Genomic DNA, 21,135 nt, shown 5'->3' on the forward strand with positions numbered 1-21,135 from the left:
ACGAAATGTTCCTATTCGTCACATTTCTGTTCTTGATACGCAGATGGGCCGTCAACAACTCTGCTTTCGCTTATCAGCTTAGCAATCGTTGGACGGACGTAGAAATAATCACTTATGATTATTTCTACTCCCATTCCACTGTTGCGGGGGGTTTACCAGTGATATCATACACAACACGATTAACATGCGCTACTTCATTGACAATACGACTGGAAATTTTTTGTAAGATTTCCCAATCAATACGGGCAAATTCTGCCGTCATCCCATCAATCGAAGTAATCGCCCGAATCGCTACCGTATGATCGTAGGTGCGTCCATCTCCCATAACTCCTACTGAACGAATATTAGGTAAGACGGTAAAGTATTGCCAAATATCACGCTCCAAACCGTTGAGTGAGATTTCTTCACGAAGAATAGCATCTGATTCCCTCACGATTTCCACTTTCTCATCTGTAATCTCTCCTAAAACGCGTATCCCTAGACCGGGTCCTGGGAAAGGTTGGCGCCAAACTAAAGAGTCAGGCATGCCTAGTGTGGTTCCTAGAGCTCGCACCTCATCTTTAAAGAGCGTATCCAAAGGCTCAATCAATTCAAATTCCATATCTTCTGGTAGGCCTCCCACATTGTGGTGAGATTTAATGGTTTGCGCCGTCTTAGTACCGGATTCAATAATATCCGTATAGAGAGTTCCTTGGGCTAAGAAATCAACCCCTTCTAATTTAGAAGCTTCGTCATCAAACACATAGATAAATTCATTCCCAATAATTTTACGTTTCTGTTCCGGATCAATGACTCCTTTAAGTTTATCAAAGAAACGCTCTTTGGCATTTACACGAATGATATTCAATCCAAAGTCTCCACTAAGAGACTCCATCACTTTGTCACCCTCATCTTTACGAAGTAAACCATGATCAACAAAAATACAAGTTAATTGATCACCAATTGCCTTTTGAAGCAGAACACCAACGACTGAAGAATCAACTCCTCCAGATAATGCTAAGAGAACTTTACGCTCTCCTACACGTTGACGGATTTTCTCAATTTCAATTTCAATAAAATTCTCCATGGTCCAGTCTCCTGTCGCCCCACAGATCTCAAAAGTGAAGTTCCGCAACATTTCATTTCCGTGAATCGAATGACGAACTTCTGGATGGAATTGGACACCATAGATTTGTCGGTCAGCATTCTCAAATGCTGCAATTGGACAATGGTCGTTTGAAGCCGTCACTTCAAAGCCTTCCGGCACTTGACTCACTAGATCATTATGGCTCATGAGGACTTCTTCTGTTTCAGCAAGTCCTGCAAAAATTCCTGTCTGATGATTCTTCACTTTTATGGAAGAACGGCCATATTCCGCTTGATTCCCTGCTTCGACCTTTCCACCTAATAATTGAGTCGTTAATTGCATCCCGTAACAAATACCTAAGACCGGAATGCCTAATTCAAAAATCTCTGGATCCACAGAGAAGGATTCCTCTCCATATACACTATGAGGCCCTCCAGAGAGAATAATACCAATCACATTGCCCTCTGCTTTAATTTGTTCCGCACTGGTGTCATTAGGTAAAAGCTCACTAAAAACTCCAAATTCTCTAATCCGACGGGAAATGAGTTGATTATATTGGCTACCAAAGTCTAAGACAATCATTTTTTCTATTTGTGGAATCATATATATCTCCTTTTTTAATATTTTCTAACGTGAATAAAATCAAATAAATGCTGGTGAGTCTTATGTAAAATAATATCTGCCCTTGAACGTGTTGGTTTAATGTGTTGAATCAGGTTCGGTAAATTAATATGACACCAAACATCATCTGCATAAGCAATTGCCTGTTCTCTAGTAAAATGTGTCATCTTATTATAATAGTTATTAGGATCGGACTTCGCCATTTCCAACAAGAGTAAAAAACGTTCCACAAACCATTGATGGATAAGATCCTGCTCTGCATCAATATATATCGAAAAATCAAAAAAATCACTCACATATATTTGTTGGTTAGACGGCAATTGCAGGACATTAATCCCCTCAACAATTAGAATATCTGGGCTGTCAATTATTTCATATTTACCTGGAATAATATCATATACTTCATGCGAATAAATTGGAACAGAAAATGGGGAATCTTTGGTTTTAACATGGGTCATGAATTCAATTAAGAGCCCCATATCATAGGATTCAGGAAAACCTTTCCTACGAAGCATCCCTCTCTGCTCTAGCACTTCATTCGGATAAAGAAAACCATCGGTTGTAATCATTTGAACCTGTCGTTCTGGAAAAGTTTCACTTAACAATTGATGGAGCACTCTCGCTACTGTACTTTTACCAACTGCCACACTTCCAGAAATACCAATAATAAATGGGACATGACGGTAGCCGCCATTATCTTTTTTATTCTTATCAAAAAAAGATTGCTTCGATCGATTAAAGGCATCCAAGTACACATAGTCCATTTCAATATAATGAAGCAATGGACCATACACTTCTCGAACATCTTCCTGACTTAAACGGTCATGAATTGAAACTAACTCTGTTAATTCCTCAATAGGAAGAATTTCTAATTCACTGGATTGAAACTTTTGCCATTCCTCTCGATTATAGCTTTGATAGCGATTATTTATCGCAAAAGTCATCTTAACCTCCTACTAAAACAACACTTCAACTGAATTAATACACATCATAGTAAATCTATGATAAAATACTCAATTGAAACCAAGTTATTTAAACATAATTTGCTCTTATTTTAGCATAACTTATCCTAATTATATAGAACATTTCAAGAGAGGAGGATATTATGGATCCTCGTTATAACCATTTAACCCCTAAAGTTCCTGCCCCACCTATTAAAAAAATCGGGACAGGGCAAGCTCATAGCAAAATAATCCTAATGGGAGAGCATGCTGTTGTTTATGACTATCCAGCGATTGCGATGCCTTTCACAGCAGTCCAAGTCGAAGTTAAAGTGCATGCTAGTCATAAGCCCTATACTTCCATTGACTGTCAATATTATAGAGGGCCGCTAGAACAAATCCCTGAACATTTAGAAAACTTAAAAACAGCCCTTCACCTTGCGATTGAGAGTATGCGACTTAAAGAAATTCCTCTCGATATTAAGATTGAATCAACTATCCCACAAGAACGTGGAATGGGGTCATCTGCCGCAGTCGTCGTCGCACTGATCCGAGCCATTTGTGATTTCTATCATGTCCAAATCTCCGATTACCAACTACGACTTATTACAAATGAAGCAGAAGTCATTGCTCACCAATCTACCTCGGGGATCGATACACTTGTCACTTCTAGTTCTAATCCTATTATTTATCGGAAAAGCCAGAAGCCTCACTCCTTTAAATTAGATCTTGATGCGTTTCTAATTGTCGCTGATTCAGGTCAAGCAGGACGTACAAGTTTAGCAGTCAATCATGTTCATGAGTTAAAAAAAGTGAAACCGCACTTTGTCGAACAAGCAATGGCAACGATTGGACGTTTTGTTAACCAGGCTTATCAAGCCATACGTCTTGGTGATAGAACAGAACTTGGTCGCCTCATGACTTACAATCATTATTACTTAAATCAATTAGGTATTTCTAACCAAGAACTAGATCGAATTGTCAATGCAGCATGGCTAGCAGGAGCTCTCGGCGCTAAACTGACAGGTGGAGGCTTAGGGGGATGCGTGATCGCCTTAGCTGAAGATCGACACCATGGAGAGATCATCTCAGAAGCGATGACGAAAGCAGGTGCTTCTAAAACCTGGTTATTAAATCTATCACATGATAAGTAGTAGAATAAGGAGAGAGACTATGACACAAGCTCGGATTGCTAAATACCAAGCTCATACCAACATCGCCCTCATCAAGTATTGGGGCAAAAGAAATCAAGAACTTATTCTTCCAGTTACTTCAAGCCTCTCATTAACTTTGGAGGCTTTTTATACGCAGACTCAAGTTGAATTCTCAGATCAATTTGCTAATGATCAATTTATTTTAAACGGCCATCCCCAAAGTCATGAAGCAACGACTAAGGTAAGCCACTATGTTGATTTATTTAGACGCACCGCTGGTGTCACTTTACCTGTCAAGATTACGAGTGATAATTATGTCCCAACAGCAGCTGGCTTAGCCTCATCTGCTAGTGCATTTGCAGCCTTAGCTTGTGCGTGTAATGATGCCTTGGATTTAAATTTAAATCCACACGAGCTATCAATCATGGCCCGACAAGGATCAGGATCGGCTTCTCGTTCCCTTTTTGGGGGCTTTGTAGAATGGGAGAAAGGTTCTGGAGAAGATTCCAATTCTAGCTTTGCTCGTCCTTTTGATTCAGCTGATTGGGATATTGCAATGATCGCACTTGTTCTCAACCATCAATCAAAAAAATTCTCGAGTCGCAAGGCGATGCAACACACCATTGAAACTTCTCCTTTTTATAAATTATGGCCGGAAGAAGTCGCAAAAGACTTGGAATTAATTAAATCTGCCATTAAACAAAAAGATCTTAAACAAATCGGAGAAATAGCCGAGCATAACGCGATGAAAATGCACGCTACCATGTTAGCTGCTAATCCTAGTTTTACTTATTTTGAATCCGATTCACTCAAAGCGATGGAATTAATTAAGAACATGCGCCACAATGGTTTAACTTGCTACTATACAATGGATGCAGGACCGAATGTTAAAATCCTATGTCCCTACTCACAAAGCCAGCAGATTAAAGAACAATTATTACATTATTTTGATGAGAGCCAGATTATCATCTCTCAAGTTGGACCAGCGCCATTCGCCTTAGATGTTTCGGGGGTGTAAGATGGAACTTTTTGATCGCTTTCCCCTTCCCAAACAGGCTCAAGCGCTTGCTCCAGGTAAATTATATATTGTAGGAGAATATGCGATTCTTGCTCCACAGCAAGCTGCTATACTTATAGGACTGGATCAATATATCCAGGCAAAGGTCAGCTTTAACGACCTACCCTATTGCGAATTATTCAATCATCAGAAAGATTATCCTCCATTAAACATTTATTTTGATACTAATGAGGACTCATCAAAAGTAGAAACCTCACAATTCGAAAAATGGAATTATGTGATTGAAGCCGTTAAAACATGTCGAGCTCTCTTAGCGGAATTAAAAATACCCTTCAGAAATTGCCAAATTGATCTAAACTCTGAACTCACTAACCCTCAAGGCCAAAAATATGGTTTTGGTTCAAGTGGTGCCGTTACCGTAGCGTGTATTCAAGCCATTTTGAAAGCTCATGGTCTAGAAGCTCGATCCAAGATCACCTACTTCAAATTAGCTGTTATCACGATGTTACGCTTAAAATCAAGAGGAAGCTTTGGTGACCTTGCTTGTAATGTCATGGGAGGCTGGGTCTATTATCAAGCAGCTGATCGTGGATGGCTAGAAGGCAGGGTCTTACATGCTTCATATCTTGATCTCTTAACAGAAGATTGGCCAGATCTCATCATTGAATCGTTACAGGCTCCTGCTAATCTTCATTTACTCATTGGCTGGACACAACAGCCGGCCTCCACTGAAAATCTTGTAGATCGCTTACAACAATTACTTATTCAAGACCCAACCGCTTACCAAAAATTTTTACAAGAGGCAAAACCCTGTGTCGATCAATTAAAAGAAGCATTAATTGATCATCAAGAAGAACTCATCCTACAATCAATCCACCATTATCGCCAACTTTTACTTAACTTAGGGACAGCATATGGATTGCCGATCGAAACGAAACCTCTTCAACAATTAATCGAAATTGCCCAATCTTATTCTTTCTCCGCTAAATCCTCTGGCGCAGGCGGGGGCGATTGTGGCATCGCTTTAGGATTTGACCCATCGAAAATTCAAATGATACAAAAAGCTTGGAAACAAAACGGCATTGAGCCTCTCAATTGCAAAATCATTTTCTCTAAATCATCACAAAATAAGGAGTAATCATGACCCAATTCAAGTCTCAAGATCCTAGCCTCTCTCAACAAAGAAAGGCAGATCATATCCGTCTCGCTTTAGATCAACAAAATGACATTAAAGTGAATCCTTTCGATCAAATTCGTTTCGTCCATCATTCATTAGCAAATATTCGACTAGAAGAAATTGACCTTTCAACCTCTTGGGCAAACTCTTATCATCCTTTCCCTTTTTATATCAATGGGATGACAGGCGGTCATACCCAATCAAAAGAATATAATTACCGATTAGCTGTTGTTGCACGCGAGACAGGTCTAGCTATGGGAGTGGGTTCCGTATCTGCTGCTCTCAGTGACCCCACTGTCAAAGAAACCTATACCATTATTCGAGAAGCTAACCCACAAGGCTTTATACTTGCCAACTTGGGGGCACATCACGGCCTGGAGAATGCTCAGAAGGCAGTTGATCTTCTTCAAGCTAATGCCCTACAAATCCATTTAAATCTCCCGCAAGAAGTTGTCATGCCAGAAGGAGACCGTGACTTTCGATCATGGGCAAAAAATATCGAAGAAATCGTTAATGGGCTCTCTGTTCCAGTGATTATTAAAGAAGTTGGCTTTGGGATGAGTCAAGAAACCATTCAAAAACTGATTCATCTAGGCGTTCATACCATTGATATCAGTGGTAGAGGCGGAACCAACTTCGTTCATATTGAGAATGACCGACGGGACACTCTAGACTTTTCTGATTTGGGATCTTGGGGACAAACCACACCTGAATCACTTTTGGAAGCGTCTCATCATTTACATGAAGTAGAAATTTTGGCTTCAGGAGGCATTAGACATTCTCTTGATATTGTTAAATCATTAGCCCTAGGAGCTCGTTCCGCTGGAATTGCAGGAAAGTTCCTCCATTCTGTTGCCCATGAGGGTATCGACCCTACCATCCAGCTTGTCAATCAATGGAAGACTGCTATCCAGCATATGATGCTACTATTAAACTGCAAAAGCATCCATGACTTGCAAGCTACGGATATTGTCCTAACCCATTCCCTATTAGATTGGGCAAAATCTCGTCAAATTGACTTTCAGACTTTAGCCAATCGTTCTAAAAAAGAACTTGACAATTCAAACGATTAGTTTTATAATTTCTACAATTTAATATTGTCTTTAAACATGTTCTGTGAAGCATGAAAGCAACCCCTTCGTACTAAATAAAACTCTTTTATAGAATTATTGGTACCCATCTTTTTGTATGCTTTTAAGCCTAACCAACATGTTGGTTAGGCTTTTTATTATTTGAAAGGAGAATCCAATGCTTGATAAACATCAACCCATTATCGCCCTTGATTTCGCCTCCGTTCAAGATGCTAAAGATTTTTTAACTAAAATGCCGAAACACCAGCCACTTAATCTTAAGATCGGTATGGAACTTTATTATTTATCAGGATCTGAATTTGTAAAATCGTTAGTCGATCAGGGACATAAGATCTTCTTAGATTTAAAATTACATGATATTCCCAACACCGTAGAAAGAAGTATGCGAATCTTAGCTCAACTAGGTATTGCCATGGTAAATGTACATGCCGCAGGTGGCCAAGAAATGATGACCGCTGCCAAAGAGGGGCTTTTATCTGCTAACATCCAGTCTCAACCTCTCTTAATTGCAGTCACGCAATTAACCTCAACCTCTCATGAACAACTCATAACTGAACAATTAATTAGTAGCAGTATGGAAGACTGTGTTCAGCATTACGCTCGATTGGCACTCCAAGCCGGACTTGATGGTGTTGTCTGTTCTCCACAAGAGGCGCACCTAATCAAAGAAGTCACCCACTCACATTTTTTAACGGTGACACCTGGGATTCGATCGCAACATGTTCCACACACCGATGACCAAAAGCGTACCTTAGATATCGCTTCAGCCATCCGTAACAAATGCGACTTCTTAGTCATTGGTCGCCCCATCACACGGTCAAATGATCCTGAACAAGTCTACCAACAAGCGGTTAAAATGATCCTCCAAACGAGAAAGGAGATAGACAATGCGTAACCCAGAAGAAGAATTATTAGCGGCTGAAATCGCTCAAGATTTATTAACAATTGGCGCGGTAAAATTACAAATCAACCCTCCCTTCACATGGGCAAGTGGTCTAAAAGCCCCTATCTATTGTGATAACCGACTCATTATTTCCTATCCCAAAGTAAGACAAAAAGTAATTGAAGCCATGGTTAAAATTATTGAAACACGTTTTCCCCAAACTGAACTCATTGCAGGTACTGCCACTGCAGGAATTCCCCATGCCGCCTTTCTAGCTCAAGCTCTCAACTTACCGATGATTTATGTTCGCTCTAGCCAGAAAGACCACGGTATGGAGAATCGCATAGAAGGCCTTCTACAAGAAGGAAAGCGTGTCCTAATGATTGAGGATCTCATTTCAACTGGAGGTAGTGTCATCCAAGCTGCCGATGCGGTTAGTTACCAGGGCGCACAAGTCATTGGAGTCCTATCAATCTTTAATTACCTTTTAGAAACTGGCAAACAAAATTTCGCTCAACAAAGATACCCTCTATTTTCCCTAACAGACTACCAAATTCTCATTCAAGAAGCTGTTAAATTGCCTGAATTTAAAAATCAAGAAGAAACTTTAAGAAACTGGTACCTCTCTCCTAAAGACTGGAGCCAAAATAATCCTATTCAATAAATAATAGTACTAATAATTAAAGAAACCACGAGAGTTTCTATTAAAAGGAGATAATAAAATGAATAACTTTCCACACAATCGTCGTGCACTCATTGCTTCAATGATTTCATCTGGTTTAGATGATATCAACGTCATGTTTCTTGCTTTTTCTCTCTCATCGATTATGGCAGATTTAGAAATCAGCGGTACTCAGGCTGGGTGGATTGGAACGATTACAAATTTTGGAATGTTGTTAGGTGGACTTGTTTTTGGTGTATTAGCGGATCGACATCATAAACTTACGATTCTTAAATGGACCGTTGCTATTTTTGCACTTGCTACAGGGCTAATCGCCTTCTCACCCAATATTTGGATTTTATATGCTTTGCGCTTTTTAGCAGGAGTCGGTGTCGGAGGAGAATATGGGGTTGCATTATCCATCATGGCTGGAATTGTCCCAGCAGAAAGAATGGGACGTACAGCTTCTCTAAATGGCATAATGGGGCAAATTGGATCCATTATAGCCGCTGTCCTAGCCAGTTTAATTGCCCCAATATTCGGTTGGCAAGGATTATTTGCAATCGGCTTCTTTCCACTTCTATTCGTTGCTTGGATGCATTGGGGAATTGATTCAACAAAAGTTGCTGACCATGGATCAGAAACTGCTGACCCCTCTAAAGCAGGTAAGATATCGGATCTCTTTAAAAATCGTCAACTAACCCATCAGACTATCGCTCTTATGGTTATGACAACTGTCCAAATTGCTGGATATTTCGGCATGATGAATTGGTTACCTACTATGATGCAAAAGAGTTTAGGCATCTCATTTGGAAGTTCAAACATCTGGATGATCTCAACAATCATCGGAATGTCCATCGGAATGCTTGTATTTGGTCAACTATTAGATACATTAGGGCCTCGATTCGGTTATGGAAGTTTCTTAATTTTATCGGCCTGTGCTGTCTTTGCTTTTACCTATGTCCATTCTTTAACCACTTTATTAATTGGCGGAGCGATCATGGGATTCTTCGTCAATGGGATGTTTGCAGGCTATGGGGCCATGATTACTCGGCTCTACCCTTATGAAATACGAACCGTTGCCAATAATACCATTTTAAATGTAGGTCGGGCAGTGGGAGGCTTCTCCTCCGTTATCATCGGGTTATTGCTTGACCACTTTAACATGAATATTGTGATGATTTTTCTAGCAGGACTCTATATCATCTCATTCTGCTTTATGCTATCTATTCCTAATCTCAAACGTGTTCATTACCAATCTTGTCTCCCTAAATCCCAAATAGTAAATTCACACGTATAAAAAAAGCCCCGTTGGGGCTTTTTCTTATTCTCCAATTACATGATAACGCTCAAAAATTCTCTTCATGGGAAAATATAAGAGCGGAACTAAAATGATCGTTATTAAACCAGTAAACAAACTGGCTGGCATTCCTGTTACGGCCATCGCCAAAGCTGCAGGAAATGCAGACCCTAGAAGCATTTGTTGGATTATAAATTTAATAAAGATGACGATAATCTTAATCAAGGCTCCTAAAATACCCAAACTTACAATATGACCCCAATGATCTTTATTTTTAAAGATAAATTGGTAGACTACCGCAACAATTAATAAAACTATTAAATTTTCTAACACTGTAAAATGAGCTACCGCTAAATATCCATTCATTAAATCAAAAAGAAACAAGCCCATACAAGCAGCTGTTGCACCTCTTTTGAATCCCATCAACAAAACTGCTAAAATAACCAAAGCATTTCCTGGATGAACGAAACTATTAGAAATTGCAGAAGGCATCGGAATACGAATATAAGTAATGGCAACAATAATTAAGGCTGCATAAATACCTATTTGAACATACTTAAAAGTTTTATTGGCTGACAATTTTATCCCTTCTTCTAATCAAATTATTCTATAATGTCATATACTAAAGGTAGCAATTCAACAGAATCTGAAATCTCCACAGCCGCCTCCATGCGTGATAAAGAATCAGCCACATTCTCATCATTCGAATGGATGATCGCTAAAACATCTCCCTCCTGCACCTTATCCCCTACCTTTGCTTGTAGGACAATCCCAACAGTTGGATCAATCTTATCATCTTTTAACGCGCGCCCAGCGCCTAATACCATCGCTGCTTCCCCTACAGAGTCAGCCACCCAATGACTCAAAATTCCTGATCGCTTAGCTTTAAAAGGAATTTGATATCGAGCGCTGCCCAACAAACTAGAATCATTTATAAAACTAGAATCACCACCTTGAGCATCAATAAATTCACCAAATTTTTCTAAGGCAGCTCCTGATTCTATTTTATCCTGTAAAAGTCTTTCACCTGCTTCTAAGCTCGTGACCAAATTAGATGCTACTAGCATCTGAGCCCCTAATAATAAACATAACTCTGTAAGATCAGCCGGTCCTTGTCCCTTTAAGGTTGCCACAGCTTCTATCACTTCTAAAGTATTACCAATGGCATTCCCAAGCGGCTGATCCATATTGGAAATCACCGCTAACGTTTTGCGCCCGACATTCTGTCCAATTCTAACCATTGTTTGCGCTAAATCTTGTGCCTCTTCAAGGGTCTTCATAAAAGCCCCTTCTCCGACTTTTACATCCAAAACAATCGCATCAGCACCGGCAGCTATCTTCTTACTCATAATGGAACTAGCAATTAAGGGGATTGATTGAACAGTAGCCGTTACATCTCGCAAAGCATATAATTTTTTATCCGCAGGTGTCAGGTTACCTGTTTGTCCAACAATAGCCACATGATGACGATTGACTAATTCGATAAATTCATCCTGTGAAAACTCAAATTGAAAACCTGGTATGGATTCCAATTTGTCAATCGTCCCCCCTGTATGGCCTAAACCTCGACCAGACATCTTAGCTACTGGAACTCCACAAGCAGCTACAAGTGGTGCCAAAATTAAGGTTGTCGTATCTCCGACACCACCTGTTGAATGCTTATCAACTTTAATTCCTTTTATTTCAGAAAGGTCAATTTGATCACCACTCTTAACCATGGCCATGGTTAAATCACTCACTTCTTGATCGGTCATTCCTGTAAAATAGGTGGCCATGTTAAAAGCACTCATCTGATAGTCTGGAATAATGCCTTCAGTGAATCCTTTAATAATAAACTGAATCTCTAGCTCACTCAATTCAATATTCTCTTGTTTTTTTCGGATTAAATCGACCATTCTCATTTTTATTACCTCTTATTTCCTTACTTACGCTCTACTCTCGATCTTTCAATTTTAGTGATGGAACCATCTGCTTTAGCAACAAGAATAATATTGGCATAGTTCAAGAACAAACCATGTTCTACAACCCCAACCATATGCTTAATTTCCATGGCGATCTGTTGTGGATGAGGGATTTCTTCTAAATGCAGATCAATAATATAATTACCAGAATCAGTCACAAATAATGAATCTTCTGTACTCTTTCTAAATGAGGGGTTCATCCCAGCACTTTCAAAGGCATCAAAAAGCTTCCACGAACCAAATTGAACAACTTCTACTGGCAGCGGAAACTTTCCTAACTGATTCACTAATTTGCTCTCATCAACAATCCAAATTATTTTATTACTATGTTCCGCAATAATTTTTTCATGTAATAAAGCTCCACCCCCGCCTTTGACACCTGCAAATTGCCGAGTTGTCTCATCCGCTCCATCTACCAATAAATCAATATGATTCACATCATCTAATGACTTTAGAGGTAAACCTAATGCTTTCGCTTGTTCACTCGAAGCATCGGATGTGGAAACCGTAATAATATGTTGTAATTCCCCTTCTTGAAATCGTCGACCAACTTCTTCTATAAACCAATGAGCGGTTGAACCTGTTCCAAGACCAACTACCATCCCATCTTCGACATAAGTTGCCGCATAACGTCCTACAATTTTTTTTGCTTCTTGCATTTGTTTCTCTCCTTTAAACATAATATTGTTCAAGCACACGTATATAGTCTACTAATTTTTGAACCTGTTTTAAATCTGAAAGTTCAACTGTAGCACCAAACTTATTAAGAAGATGCATTTCTTCCGGTCCTAAAATCACATCATCAATCGTTGTTCCCGGTTGTTTTCTCATTCGCTTAGAGGCCAGATACATTAATAAAAAGCGTTTGCTGACAATTCTAGCACGAAAATGAAACAGCACTAACTGTGATCTAACTGCCGGCGAAAAATTTTCTATCAAAATCTTATCGAAATTAGTCAGTTCCGGGGTAGACAATCCTACTGTATAAAGAATCCAAAATTTTTCTGGATATGCTGTAAATAAGGCTTCAATCTTATCAACTTGATAAATCTCCCTAGAAATGATGCTTGTCCCAATAATAATCAAATCATATTCTTTTAGATCTTGAGGTTCAACCTCTTGAAGATCACACACAGGGAGATCAAATGATTCTTTAATAGCTCGAGCATAAACAGCTGTCGACCCATAGGATCCTTCATATAACAATATAGCTCTCATGATCTCCCCCCTTTTTGGTAGCCTTACCATTAGGATTATAGCACAGTTATCAGCGCAATGTGAAGGCGATAACAAATATTCTTCCATATACTTTTATAAACCAATGGTCATTTGTTATAATTAAAAAGAAGTCTAAAAAAGATCCTAGAGGAGGTTCTATCATGCCACAAACAATCCATGTACAATGTCCTATTTGTCAAACAAAATCAAGTCGTTTAATTGAAACAGCTATTAATGCACAATTACATCCAGAACTCAAACAAGAATTACTCAATGGTTCTCTACTTGGTTTCAAATGTGAACATTGTGGCACTAACCGGCAAATTGAAACACAAATCATGTACCATGATCCAGAAAAAAAACTACTGATCTATGTTGCACCAAATTTTAATGAAAACCGAGATCAAATCATCAATGGATTGGAACAAATTTTAAAAGAAGAAGAAATTGACGCCAGTGATTATCATTTAAGAATTACAACTTCTGTTCCTCAATTAGTTGAAAAAATCCAAATTTCAGATGTTGGAATGGATGACCAAACAATTGAAGTGGTCAAACTCTTAACAGATGGACTTTTTGCCCAGCAAGAACCTGATCGAAAAGTTATTAATCGCTATTTTATGGTCAAAGATGATGAACCCAAATTCTTGTATTTAACAGAAGACGAACAACTTCTAGTCGACTACCATCCTACTCTATCTGAATTTGTACTCGATAAGTTTGGCAAAGAATTAAACAAACAACATCTCGGACGCTTCCTTATTGTAGACCAACAATGGGCGACTAATATCGCAAATAATCTACCAGGAACAGGCCCTCTAAAAACTGAATCTGAATAATTAAAATATCGCTTTCAACTTTAGTTGGAAGCGATATTTTCGTCTTTATCTTCAAATAATCTTTGCTCTTTCAAAATATAGATAGGACGTCCTTTTCCTTCAATAAAGATCTTACCAATATACTTTCCTACTATCCCAAGACATAGAAGTTGCAACCCGCCCATCCCTAATATAATGACTGCGAGAGAGGCCCATCCTGGGGTCTTAACCCCTGCTATTAGTGTTTCAAGCACAATATACCCACCAAATAAAACGGCCAGAAAAAAGGATAAAAACCCTATCACACTAGCCAAAGTTAAGGGCACATCTGAAAATGAGATAAGTCCTTCAATCGCATAATCAAATAGTGACCAGAATGACCAAGAAGACGTTCCTGCACTTCTTTCAACATTCGAATATTCTAAATAGACAACGTTATACCCCACCCATGAAAAAATCCCTTTGGAAAAGCGATTATTTTCAGGAAGTGCTATGACGGATTCCACGACTTGATGACGCATCAATCTAAAATCACGCGCACCCTCAGCTAATTTAACTTTAGAGATTGAATTATTTAACTTATAATATAAGTTTGCAAACCAAGATCGAACAGGCGGCTCTCCTTCTCTTGAAGTTCTTCTCGTCGCCACTACATCAACTTCAGGATCTTGAATCAAACGGTACATTTCGTGCAACAACTCTGGTGGGTCTTGTAAATCAGCATCCATTATTGCAACCCACTCTCCATGCGCATGCTGTAAGCCAGCATATAATCCCGCTTCTTTCCCAAAATTGCGAGAGAAAGAAAGATATTCAATAAGATTTGGGTAACTACCTGCAAGCTCTTTGATTAAAGAAAGCGTATTGTCAGTGGAACCGTCATTCACTAATAAAAGTTCCAGTCTAACCCCTACTAACTCCTTTTGAACCTGTCTAATGGCCTCAACAAACTGCATTAAAGTTTCAGCCTCATTATAACAAGGTACTACCACTGTAATAACACCTTTTCTGATCAATAATCTTCCTCTTTTCCCATTCATATCATCATTCTTCACTTTTTGCTGATAGCAAAATAAGCTAATCAAGCAAAACTAATCAAATATGAATCTATTATAACTGAAAGTTCAAAAGTCGGCTATTTATATAAATAAAGAAGAACAAAAGTTATAAAATCTTCAACTTTTGTTCTTTAATCAATTAAGTCTTCTTTACTATTCAATTCTTTCGACCCATAATCTCATACTCACAGTGCCAATGTTGTTTACTTAAAGGGTCTTGCAAGTGAACAACAAGAATCCATTCTCCTGAAGCGATGGGACCGGGTCTGGTTCCAGTTGAAGATTCAATATCGGTTTCAGCAATAATAAGCCTTTTGCTATGGTGGATATCTCGATACTCTGCTCGTAAATCATATAAAGAATCATACACTAAAATACAGGCAATTTTATCCTCATCACTAGGTGTTGATACTGTAAGGATGACTTTATCTAAAAGCTCAGGAACGTCAAAACGCTCAATTAGAAAAGTAGCCGCCGGCTTATTAATGTCTTCTATTGTTAGGCGTTTATGATCTAAAGCTATATCCATAAAATCCCCCTCAATTATTATCTGATTAGTATCAGTGTAACAATTAAATGTGAATTTTAACCCCAAGTTACTGTAAATTTTATGTAAAGATTGCTTCTAAATATTTTAACAATTGTAAAGTTTATGTAAACAAGATGTTTATCTTGGTTCTAATTTAATTTCAAGGTAAAGATCATTATATTCAATTAGTTTTTCTTGACCTAAATCACGATAGACTTCTAACTTATCCACCAAGGCTTGATCAGGGTAAAAAGCAGGATCTTCAATAATTTCTGGATCCATCAAGTTCAACGCAGAGCCATTAGGAGTGGCATAGCCAATATATTCTGCATTTTGTGCGGCCACCTCTGGCTGCATCAAGAAATCCATCAAAGCATGAGCCCCTTCTATATTTTGAGCCCCTTTAGGTATAGCAAGTGTATCAAACCAAATATTCGATCCCTCTTCGGGAACCATATAAGCTAAATTCTCATTCTCATCAATAGCTGAAGCTGCTTCACCAGAATAAGTAATAGCTATAGGAGCTTCTTCCATCACAGCATACATTTTGATCTCGTCGGCTAAGAGAGCTAAGATATTTGGCATTAATGTTTTCATTTTCTTGGCAGCTTTCATTAATTGTTGACTATCCGTTTCATTCAAAGAATAACCAAACGATTGTAAGCCAATTCCCAACACTTCACGGGCCCCATCTATGATCATAATTTTCTCACGATACTTCTCATTCCACAGATCATTCCACCCTGTAATTTCTCCCTCTTTAATTTCTTGCGTATTATACAAGATCCCTAAGGTCCCCCAAAAATAAGGAATTGAGTAGTTATTCCCCGGATCAAATGTTTGATCTAGAAAATCAGGAGAAATATGTTTGAGATTGGGCAACAAGTCATGATCGATTTCTTCCAATAAGTTCTGTTCAATCATATTTTCTACCATGTATTCACTTGGACCTATTAAATCATAATTCGTCCCTCCTTGTTGCACTTTTGTCAACATCGCCTCATTAGAATCAAACGTTTCGTACACCACTACGTATCCCGTTTCTTCTTGAAATTGTTCTAAAAGTTCTGGATCGATATAATCTCCCCAATTATAAAAATTAATCACTTTATTACCATTTAATCCTTGGCTGCTCTGTAAAAAATGTCTTCCAATTAACATTGCAAGAACGATCAGAAGAATAAACAAGGTTGATCTTATAAATGTTTTCATCTAAATTACCTCCTTGTTCTTCCGTTGCTTAATAAGCTTTCGCTTCTCTTCACCACGACGAAGAGAGTAATAGCCAAAGACAAGTCCTAATGCCACCAGAAACATTAAGGTCGATAGAGCATTAATTTCCAAACTGACTCCTGTTCTAGCACGCGAATAAACTTCCACAGATAAAGTTGAAAAGCCATTCCCTGTAATAAAAAATGTTACGGCAAAATCATCTAAAGAGTAAGTGAAAGCCATAAAATACCCTGCAAAAATACCACTTCTAATACTCGGTAAAATAATACGAGTTAAAATTTGATTTTGATTTGCCCCAAGATCCATTGCAGCAGTAATCATTGATGGATTCATTTCATATAGCCGAGGCAATACCATTAAAACCACAATCGGTACATTAAAAGCAATATGAGATAATAAAACTGTCATGAACCCAAATTTAATCGGAATTAATATAGAAAACATCAATAAAAAGCTAGCTCCCATCATTACATCTGGCGTGACCATTAAGACACTATTTAGATTTAAAGTCATTTGTCTTTGGCGACTCGAGCGATAATAATAAATAGCGATAGCCCCTAATGTCCCGATTACCGTAGCTAGAAGAGCAGATAAAAGCGCAATAATAAAAGTATTTAAAATAAAGGTCATCAAGCGCACATCTTCAAATAAACTTTGATAGTGCTCTAAAGTGAAGCCAGCAAAATGAGTCATATCTCCACCCCTATTAAATGAATAAATCATCAAATAGAAAAGTGGTGCATACATCAATAAAAAAACAACCACAATATATAGCTTTGACCATTTAAAGGAACTTTTTTTGTTAAGCATCTACTTTCCCCCCTGCTTTAGAACGGTCTCGAGTCATAAACAGGATTAAGAACATTGCAAACATTAATACCACTCCAATGGTTGCTCCCATCCCCCAATTTTGTGTCACGAGAAAATGTTGCTCCACGGCTGTTCCTAAAGTGATTACACGATTCCCTCCAATTAAACGCGTTAACATAAATAAGGAAAGTGACGGAATAAAAACCGCCTGTATTCCACTTCGTACACCTCTTAATGATAATGGAAACACTACCCGTCTAACGATGGTCCATTTACTAGCCCCCAAGTCTGTAGCTGCTTCCATCAGATTAGGAGAAATTTCATTAATAGAGTTAAATATCGGTAAAAACATAAAAGGTAATTCAATATAAGAAGCCACTAATAAAAATGAAGCATCTGTAAATAAAAGCTGCTGAGTCCCCAATCCAAGAGATTCTAACAGAGTGTTTATTGGCCCAGCATTTCCTAATAAACCAATAAAAGCATATGTTTTTAATAATAAATTAACCCATGTAGGGAGTATAACAAGCATCAACCATAAATCTTTGCGCTGACTCCGTGATAAAAAGTAAGCTAAAGGGTAAGCTAAGGCGAACGTAAAAAGCGTTACTAAAAATGCATACCAAAAAGAGGCCACTGTCATTCGCAAATAATTAGCCGATGTAAAAAAATGTTGATAATTCTTAAGCGTAAAAGAACCATCCGTACTAATAAAAGATTGTTGTAACAACAGTAATAAAGGAGCAATAACAAATAGCAACAACCATAAATAATAAGGAATTGCTAACAAATGCAATCTAGACTGTTTCATCTCCCGCCTCCTCATATTGTTCTAGGCGAGCATCAAACTCTTCTTCTGTCTCATTGAAACGCATCACATGAATTTCATTCGAACCAATCTTCATTCCAATTTTTTGTCCCACTTCGACTTTTTGCGGAGTGTGTATCATCCACTCATTGTTCTGTTCGTCATAAGCGATGATTTCATTAAACATTCCTCTGAAGAGCATTGTATCTACTTCTGCATTGATTTGGCCTTGATCAGGCAAAGTAATTTGAACATCTTCAGGGCGAATGACTACTTCGACTGCCTCTCCCGCAGGAATACCTGCATCCTCACAGTCAAAATCTCTCCCCACAAAATTGACTCGATAATCTTCTATCATCGTCGCCTTAATAATATTAGATTCCCCTATAAAATCAGCGACATAACGATTAATAGGCTCATCATAAATATCAGAAGGCGTTCCTGATTGAACAATCTCTCCACGATCCATTACATAAATCCAATCGGACATTGCGAGCGCTTCTTCTTGGTCATGCGTGACAAACACAAATGTAATCCCCAATCTTTGCTGGAGTTCACGAAGTTCATATTGCATATCTGTTCTCAACTTTAAATCTAAGGCAGATAAAGGCTCATCTAACAGAAGAACTTCAGGCTCATTCACTAATGCACGAGCAATCGCGACCCTTTGTCTTTGTCCCCCAGACATTTCATCAATACGACGATCAGCATACCCTTGCAATTGTACTTGCCTTAAAGCATTCTCAACTTTTTCTTTAATGATCTGTTTTTCAACTTTTTTAACGGTTAAGCCAAATGCAATATTTTCAAAAACACTCATATGAGGAAATAAAGCATAATCTTGAAAAACCGTGTTCACTTGGCGCTTATTTGCTGGAATCTTATTTACTTCTTTTCCTTCAATATATACTTGGCCCTGACTCGCTTGAGTAAAACCTGCAATAATTCTTAAAATGGTAGTTTTTCCACAGCCTGATGGACCTAACAATGTATAGAATTTCCCTTTCTCTAACTCCATATCAATATTTTTTAAAACAAGTTGATCATCATATGACTTAGAAACATTTATCAATTCAACACTATAGGTTTTATCATTCATGGCTGACACCCTTTTCTTTATTTATATTGGTCAAAACTTCGAGATTGATTATAGCACACCTATTTAGCTATTTAATACTATAAAAACAAAAAAATAAAGGCGTTTGCCCTTGTGGGCAAACGCCTTTATTACTAAGCTTCTTCACCGATTATTTTTACTTCTGTTTCCAATTGTACATGGTTTAAATTCCAGATTGTTTGCTGAATATATGCAATGAGATCGGTGTAATCTGTTGCAGTCGCTTGATCCACATTCACAATAAATCCCGCATGCTTTTGGGAGACCTCGGCTCCTCCGATACGATAGCCTTGCAGACCTGCATCTTGAATTAACTTCCCAGTATAGTAACCTTCAGGCCGCTTAAAAACACTTCCACACGATGGATATTCTAGAGGCTGTTTTGACTCCCTTAAAAAAGTCAAACGATCCATCTCTTGTTTAATTGCCTGTACATCACCTTTGGTTAATTTAAATCTTACTGCTAAAATAACTTCATCATTATCTTGAAAAACAGAATGCCGATAAGAAAAGTGGCAAGCAGAATTTACATAATTTTTAAACACTCCATCACGCGTCAAAACGTCGACTTCCTGAATCACATCTTTAACTTCACCGCCATAGGCCCCGGCATTCATAAATACCGCGCCTCCAATGGAACCTGGTATTCCACAGGCAAACTCTAGCCCTGTCAACTGATGCTCGAGAGCAAAATGAGTGACCTCTATTAAACCTGCTCCACTTTGAACTTCGATCAATTCTTCTTCCATTAATTGGATTGCTTTCATATCGGTCAACATCATGACCACTCCACGAATGCCTCCATCTCGAACAATTAGATTACTAGCATTCCCTAACACCGTTAAGCTCATCTGACTTTGATTTGTCCAATCAATTACTTCCTTAACTTCTTGAATACTTTTGGGGAAAACTAATAAATCCGCTTTCCCGCCTGTTTTAGTAAAAGTATATTTTGATAATGGTTCATTTTCAAAGCATTTAATATCAGGGTATGTATTATTAAAATCTTTCATTATCTCTTTCCCTCTCAAATATAATCACCCATCTATTCTAAAGAAAAGTAAGTACATTGTAAAGCTATTATGAGAGAGTTGATATCACGATTAACAAAGTATTTTTTCCATAACATACGAGTCAAAATACAATTGTCCTGATCTTAGTCTCTTGCTCAAAGTACCTTTTATTTCAAACCCTAGACGTTTATATAGATTAATAGCCCGTTGATTTTCAATTACAACCTCTAAAGTTAAGACCATAATGCCAACACTCGTTGCAAACTCAATTAAACTCTCTAATGCAATTCTACCTATCCCATATCCCCAATACTCTTTGATAATGGAGATTCCTACTTCTGCCACATGGCTCTGCTTATCATTATCTAGCACTGCTAGATTAGCAATCCCAATAATTTGTTCATCTACCTCTATTACCAACAAAATACTGCGTTCGGCTTGAGCATACTGCTCAATTAACTGCCTCTCCTGTTTCACATTCAAAAAAGAGCCTTCTGGTCCAAAAGTTAGATACTTAGTATCACGCCCTACATGACGCATTAAACCTAAAATGGCTCGTGCATCAATCGGTTCAGCCTGTCGAATTGTTGTTATAATCTCTTCCACATCAAATGTCTGAGCGGAAATTCTTTGATTTCCATCAACCATTGAATCCTCC

The 21,135-nt window shown here is 38.2% G+C and carries 22 protein-coding genes; 8 read left to right on the forward strand and 14 right to left on the reverse strand.

Annotated elements, in window-relative coordinates; genetic code table 11:
• Positions 1 to 124: 124 nt before the first annotated feature.
• The gene (gene guaA / locus HZY91_RS05640; protein WP_197115303.1) at positions 125 to 1,669 is read right to left on the reverse strand and encodes a glutamine-hydrolyzing GMP synthase; all 1,545 of its coding nucleotides are present in this window, start codon (positions 1,667 to 1,669) and stop codon (positions 125 to 127) included.
• Positions 1,670 to 1,683: 14 nt separating this feature from the next.
• Positions 1,684 to 2,631: a type I pantothenate kinase gene (coaA, locus tag HZY91_RS05645; protein ID WP_197115304.1), complete on the reverse strand. Its 948-nt coding sequence runs from the start codon at positions 2,629 to 2,631 to the stop codon at positions 1,684 to 1,686.
• 161 nt (positions 2,632 to 2,792) lie between these two features.
• Here coaA and mvk point away from each other — a divergent pair, with 161 nt between their 5' ends.
• The 7 genes from mvk (at position 2,793) to HZY91_RS05680 (ending at position 9,912) form a co-directional block, all read left to right on the forward strand.
• Positions 2,793 to 3,782, forward strand: coding sequence for a mevalonate kinase (gene mvk, locus HZY91_RS05650; RefSeq protein ID WP_197115305.1), 990 nt, complete (start codon positions 2,793 to 2,795; stop codon positions 3,780 to 3,782).
• Positions 3,783 to 3,801: 19 nt separating this feature from the next.
• On the forward strand, positions 3,802 to 4,800 hold the full coding sequence (mvaD, locus tag HZY91_RS05655; RefSeq protein ID WP_197115306.1) for a diphosphomevalonate decarboxylase: 999 nt from the start codon (positions 3,802 to 3,804) through the stop codon (positions 4,798 to 4,800).
• A 1-nt stretch (position 4,801) separates the two neighbouring features.
• Positions 4,802 to 5,938, forward strand: coding sequence for a phosphomevalonate kinase (locus HZY91_RS05660; protein ID WP_197115307.1), 1,137 nt, complete (start codon positions 4,802 to 4,804; stop codon positions 5,936 to 5,938).
• Positions 5,939 to 5,940: 2 nt separating this feature from the next.
• Positions 5,941 to 7,050, forward strand: coding sequence for a type 2 isopentenyl-diphosphate Delta-isomerase (fni, locus tag HZY91_RS05665; protein WP_197115308.1), 1,110 nt, complete (start codon positions 5,941 to 5,943; stop codon positions 7,048 to 7,050).
• A 175-nt stretch (positions 7,051 to 7,225) separates the two neighbouring features.
• Entirely contained in the window at positions 7,226 to 7,963 is a 738-nt protein-coding gene (pyrF, locus tag HZY91_RS05670; RefSeq protein ID WP_197115309.1) for an orotidine-5'-phosphate decarboxylase, read from the forward strand.
• Complete coding sequence (gene pyrE / locus HZY91_RS05675) at positions 7,956 to 8,615, forward strand: orotate phosphoribosyltransferase (RefSeq protein WP_197115310.1); 660 nt, start codon at positions 7,956 to 7,958, stop codon at positions 8,613 to 8,615. Before pyrF ends, pyrE begins: the two co-directional genes overlap by 8 nt.
• 58 nt (positions 8,616 to 8,673) lie before the next feature.
• A complete protein-coding gene (locus tag HZY91_RS05680) occupies positions 8,674 to 9,912 on the forward strand; it encodes an MFS transporter (RefSeq protein ID WP_197115311.1) in 1,239 nt (412 codons plus the stop codon).
• A gap of 24 nt (positions 9,913 to 9,936) precedes the next feature.
• On the opposite strand, the gene HZY91_RS05685 is transcribed toward HZY91_RS05680, so the two are convergent.
• Genes HZY91_RS05685 through HZY91_RS05700 form a run of 4 tightly spaced genes read right to left on the reverse strand, consistent with a single transcriptional unit; the run spans position 9,937 to position 13,091 of the window.
• Positions 9,937 to 10,491, reverse strand: coding sequence for an ECF transporter S component (locus HZY91_RS05685; protein ID WP_197115312.1), 555 nt, complete (start codon positions 10,489 to 10,491; stop codon positions 9,937 to 9,939).
• 23 nt (positions 10,492 to 10,514) lie between these two features.
• Positions 10,515 to 11,813, reverse strand: coding sequence for a pyrimidine-nucleoside phosphorylase (locus tag HZY91_RS05690; protein ID WP_197115313.1), 1,299 nt, complete (start codon positions 11,811 to 11,813; stop codon positions 10,515 to 10,517).
• A gap of 20 nt (positions 11,814 to 11,833) precedes the next feature.
• Complete coding sequence (rpiA, locus tag HZY91_RS05695) at positions 11,834 to 12,532, reverse strand: ribose-5-phosphate isomerase RpiA (RefSeq protein ID WP_197115314.1); 699 nt, start codon at positions 12,530 to 12,532, stop codon at positions 11,834 to 11,836.
• 13 nt (positions 12,533 to 12,545) lie between these two features.
• Positions 12,546 to 13,091 carry a flavodoxin domain-containing protein gene (locus tag HZY91_RS05700; protein ID WP_197115315.1) on the reverse strand — a complete coding sequence of 182 codons (546 nt, stop codon included), beginning with the start codon at positions 13,089 to 13,091 and terminating at the stop codon, positions 12,546 to 12,548.
• Positions 13,092 to 13,252: 161 nt separating this feature from the next.
• Between HZY91_RS05700 and HZY91_RS05705 the strand changes: the two genes are divergently transcribed.
• Positions 13,253 to 13,930, forward strand: a complete 678-nt coding sequence (locus tag HZY91_RS05705) for a CpXC domain-containing protein (protein WP_197115316.1) — start codon at positions 13,253 to 13,255, stop codon at positions 13,928 to 13,930.
• A 20-nt stretch (positions 13,931 to 13,950) separates the two neighbouring features.
• Here HZY91_RS05705 and HZY91_RS05710 read toward each other — a convergent pair whose 3' ends face one another.
• From HZY91_RS05710 to HZY91_RS05745, 8 genes are all read right to left on the reverse strand, one after another.
• A complete protein-coding gene (locus tag HZY91_RS05710) occupies positions 13,951 to 14,922 on the reverse strand; it encodes a glycosyltransferase family 2 protein (protein WP_328752280.1) in 972 nt (323 codons plus the stop codon).
• A gap of 202 nt (positions 14,923 to 15,124) precedes the next feature.
• Positions 15,125 to 15,496, reverse strand: a complete 372-nt coding sequence (locus tag HZY91_RS05715) for a hypothetical protein (protein WP_197115318.1) — start codon at positions 15,494 to 15,496, stop codon at positions 15,125 to 15,127.
• A gap of 138 nt (positions 15,497 to 15,634) precedes the next feature.
• Positions 15,635 to 16,708: an ABC transporter substrate-binding protein gene (locus HZY91_RS05720; RefSeq protein ID WP_197115319.1), complete on the reverse strand. Its 1,074-nt coding sequence runs from the start codon at positions 16,706 to 16,708 to the stop codon at positions 15,635 to 15,637.
• Complete coding sequence (locus HZY91_RS05725; protein WP_197115320.1) at positions 16,709 to 17,539, reverse strand: ABC transporter permease; 831 nt, start codon at positions 17,537 to 17,539, stop codon at positions 16,709 to 16,711. It lies immediately after the preceding gene.
• Positions 17,532 to 18,350: an ABC transporter permease gene (locus tag HZY91_RS05730; RefSeq protein WP_197115321.1), complete on the reverse strand. Its 819-nt coding sequence runs from the start codon at positions 18,348 to 18,350 to the stop codon at positions 17,532 to 17,534. The genes HZY91_RS05725 and HZY91_RS05730 overlap by 8 nt, the downstream gene beginning before the upstream one ends.
• Entirely contained in the window at positions 18,337 to 19,446 is a 1,110-nt protein-coding gene (locus HZY91_RS05735; RefSeq protein WP_197115322.1) for an ABC transporter ATP-binding protein, read from the reverse strand. The genes HZY91_RS05730 and HZY91_RS05735 overlap by 14 nt, the downstream gene beginning before the upstream one ends.
• Positions 19,447 to 19,577: 131 nt before the next feature.
• Entirely contained in the window at positions 19,578 to 20,477 is a 900-nt protein-coding gene (murB, locus tag HZY91_RS05740; protein ID WP_197115323.1) for a UDP-N-acetylmuramate dehydrogenase, read from the reverse strand.
• A gap of 90 nt (positions 20,478 to 20,567) precedes the next feature.
• Positions 20,568 to 21,125: a GNAT family N-acetyltransferase gene (locus HZY91_RS05745; RefSeq protein ID WP_197115324.1), complete on the reverse strand. Its 558-nt coding sequence runs from the start codon at positions 21,123 to 21,125 to the stop codon at positions 20,568 to 20,570.
• Positions 21,126 to 21,135 lie beyond the last annotated feature (10 nt).

The organism is Facklamia lactis (assembly GCF_015863205.1).
GTDB classification, from domain to species: Bacteria; Bacillota; Bacilli; order Lactobacillales; family Aerococcaceae; genus Facklamia; species Facklamia lactis.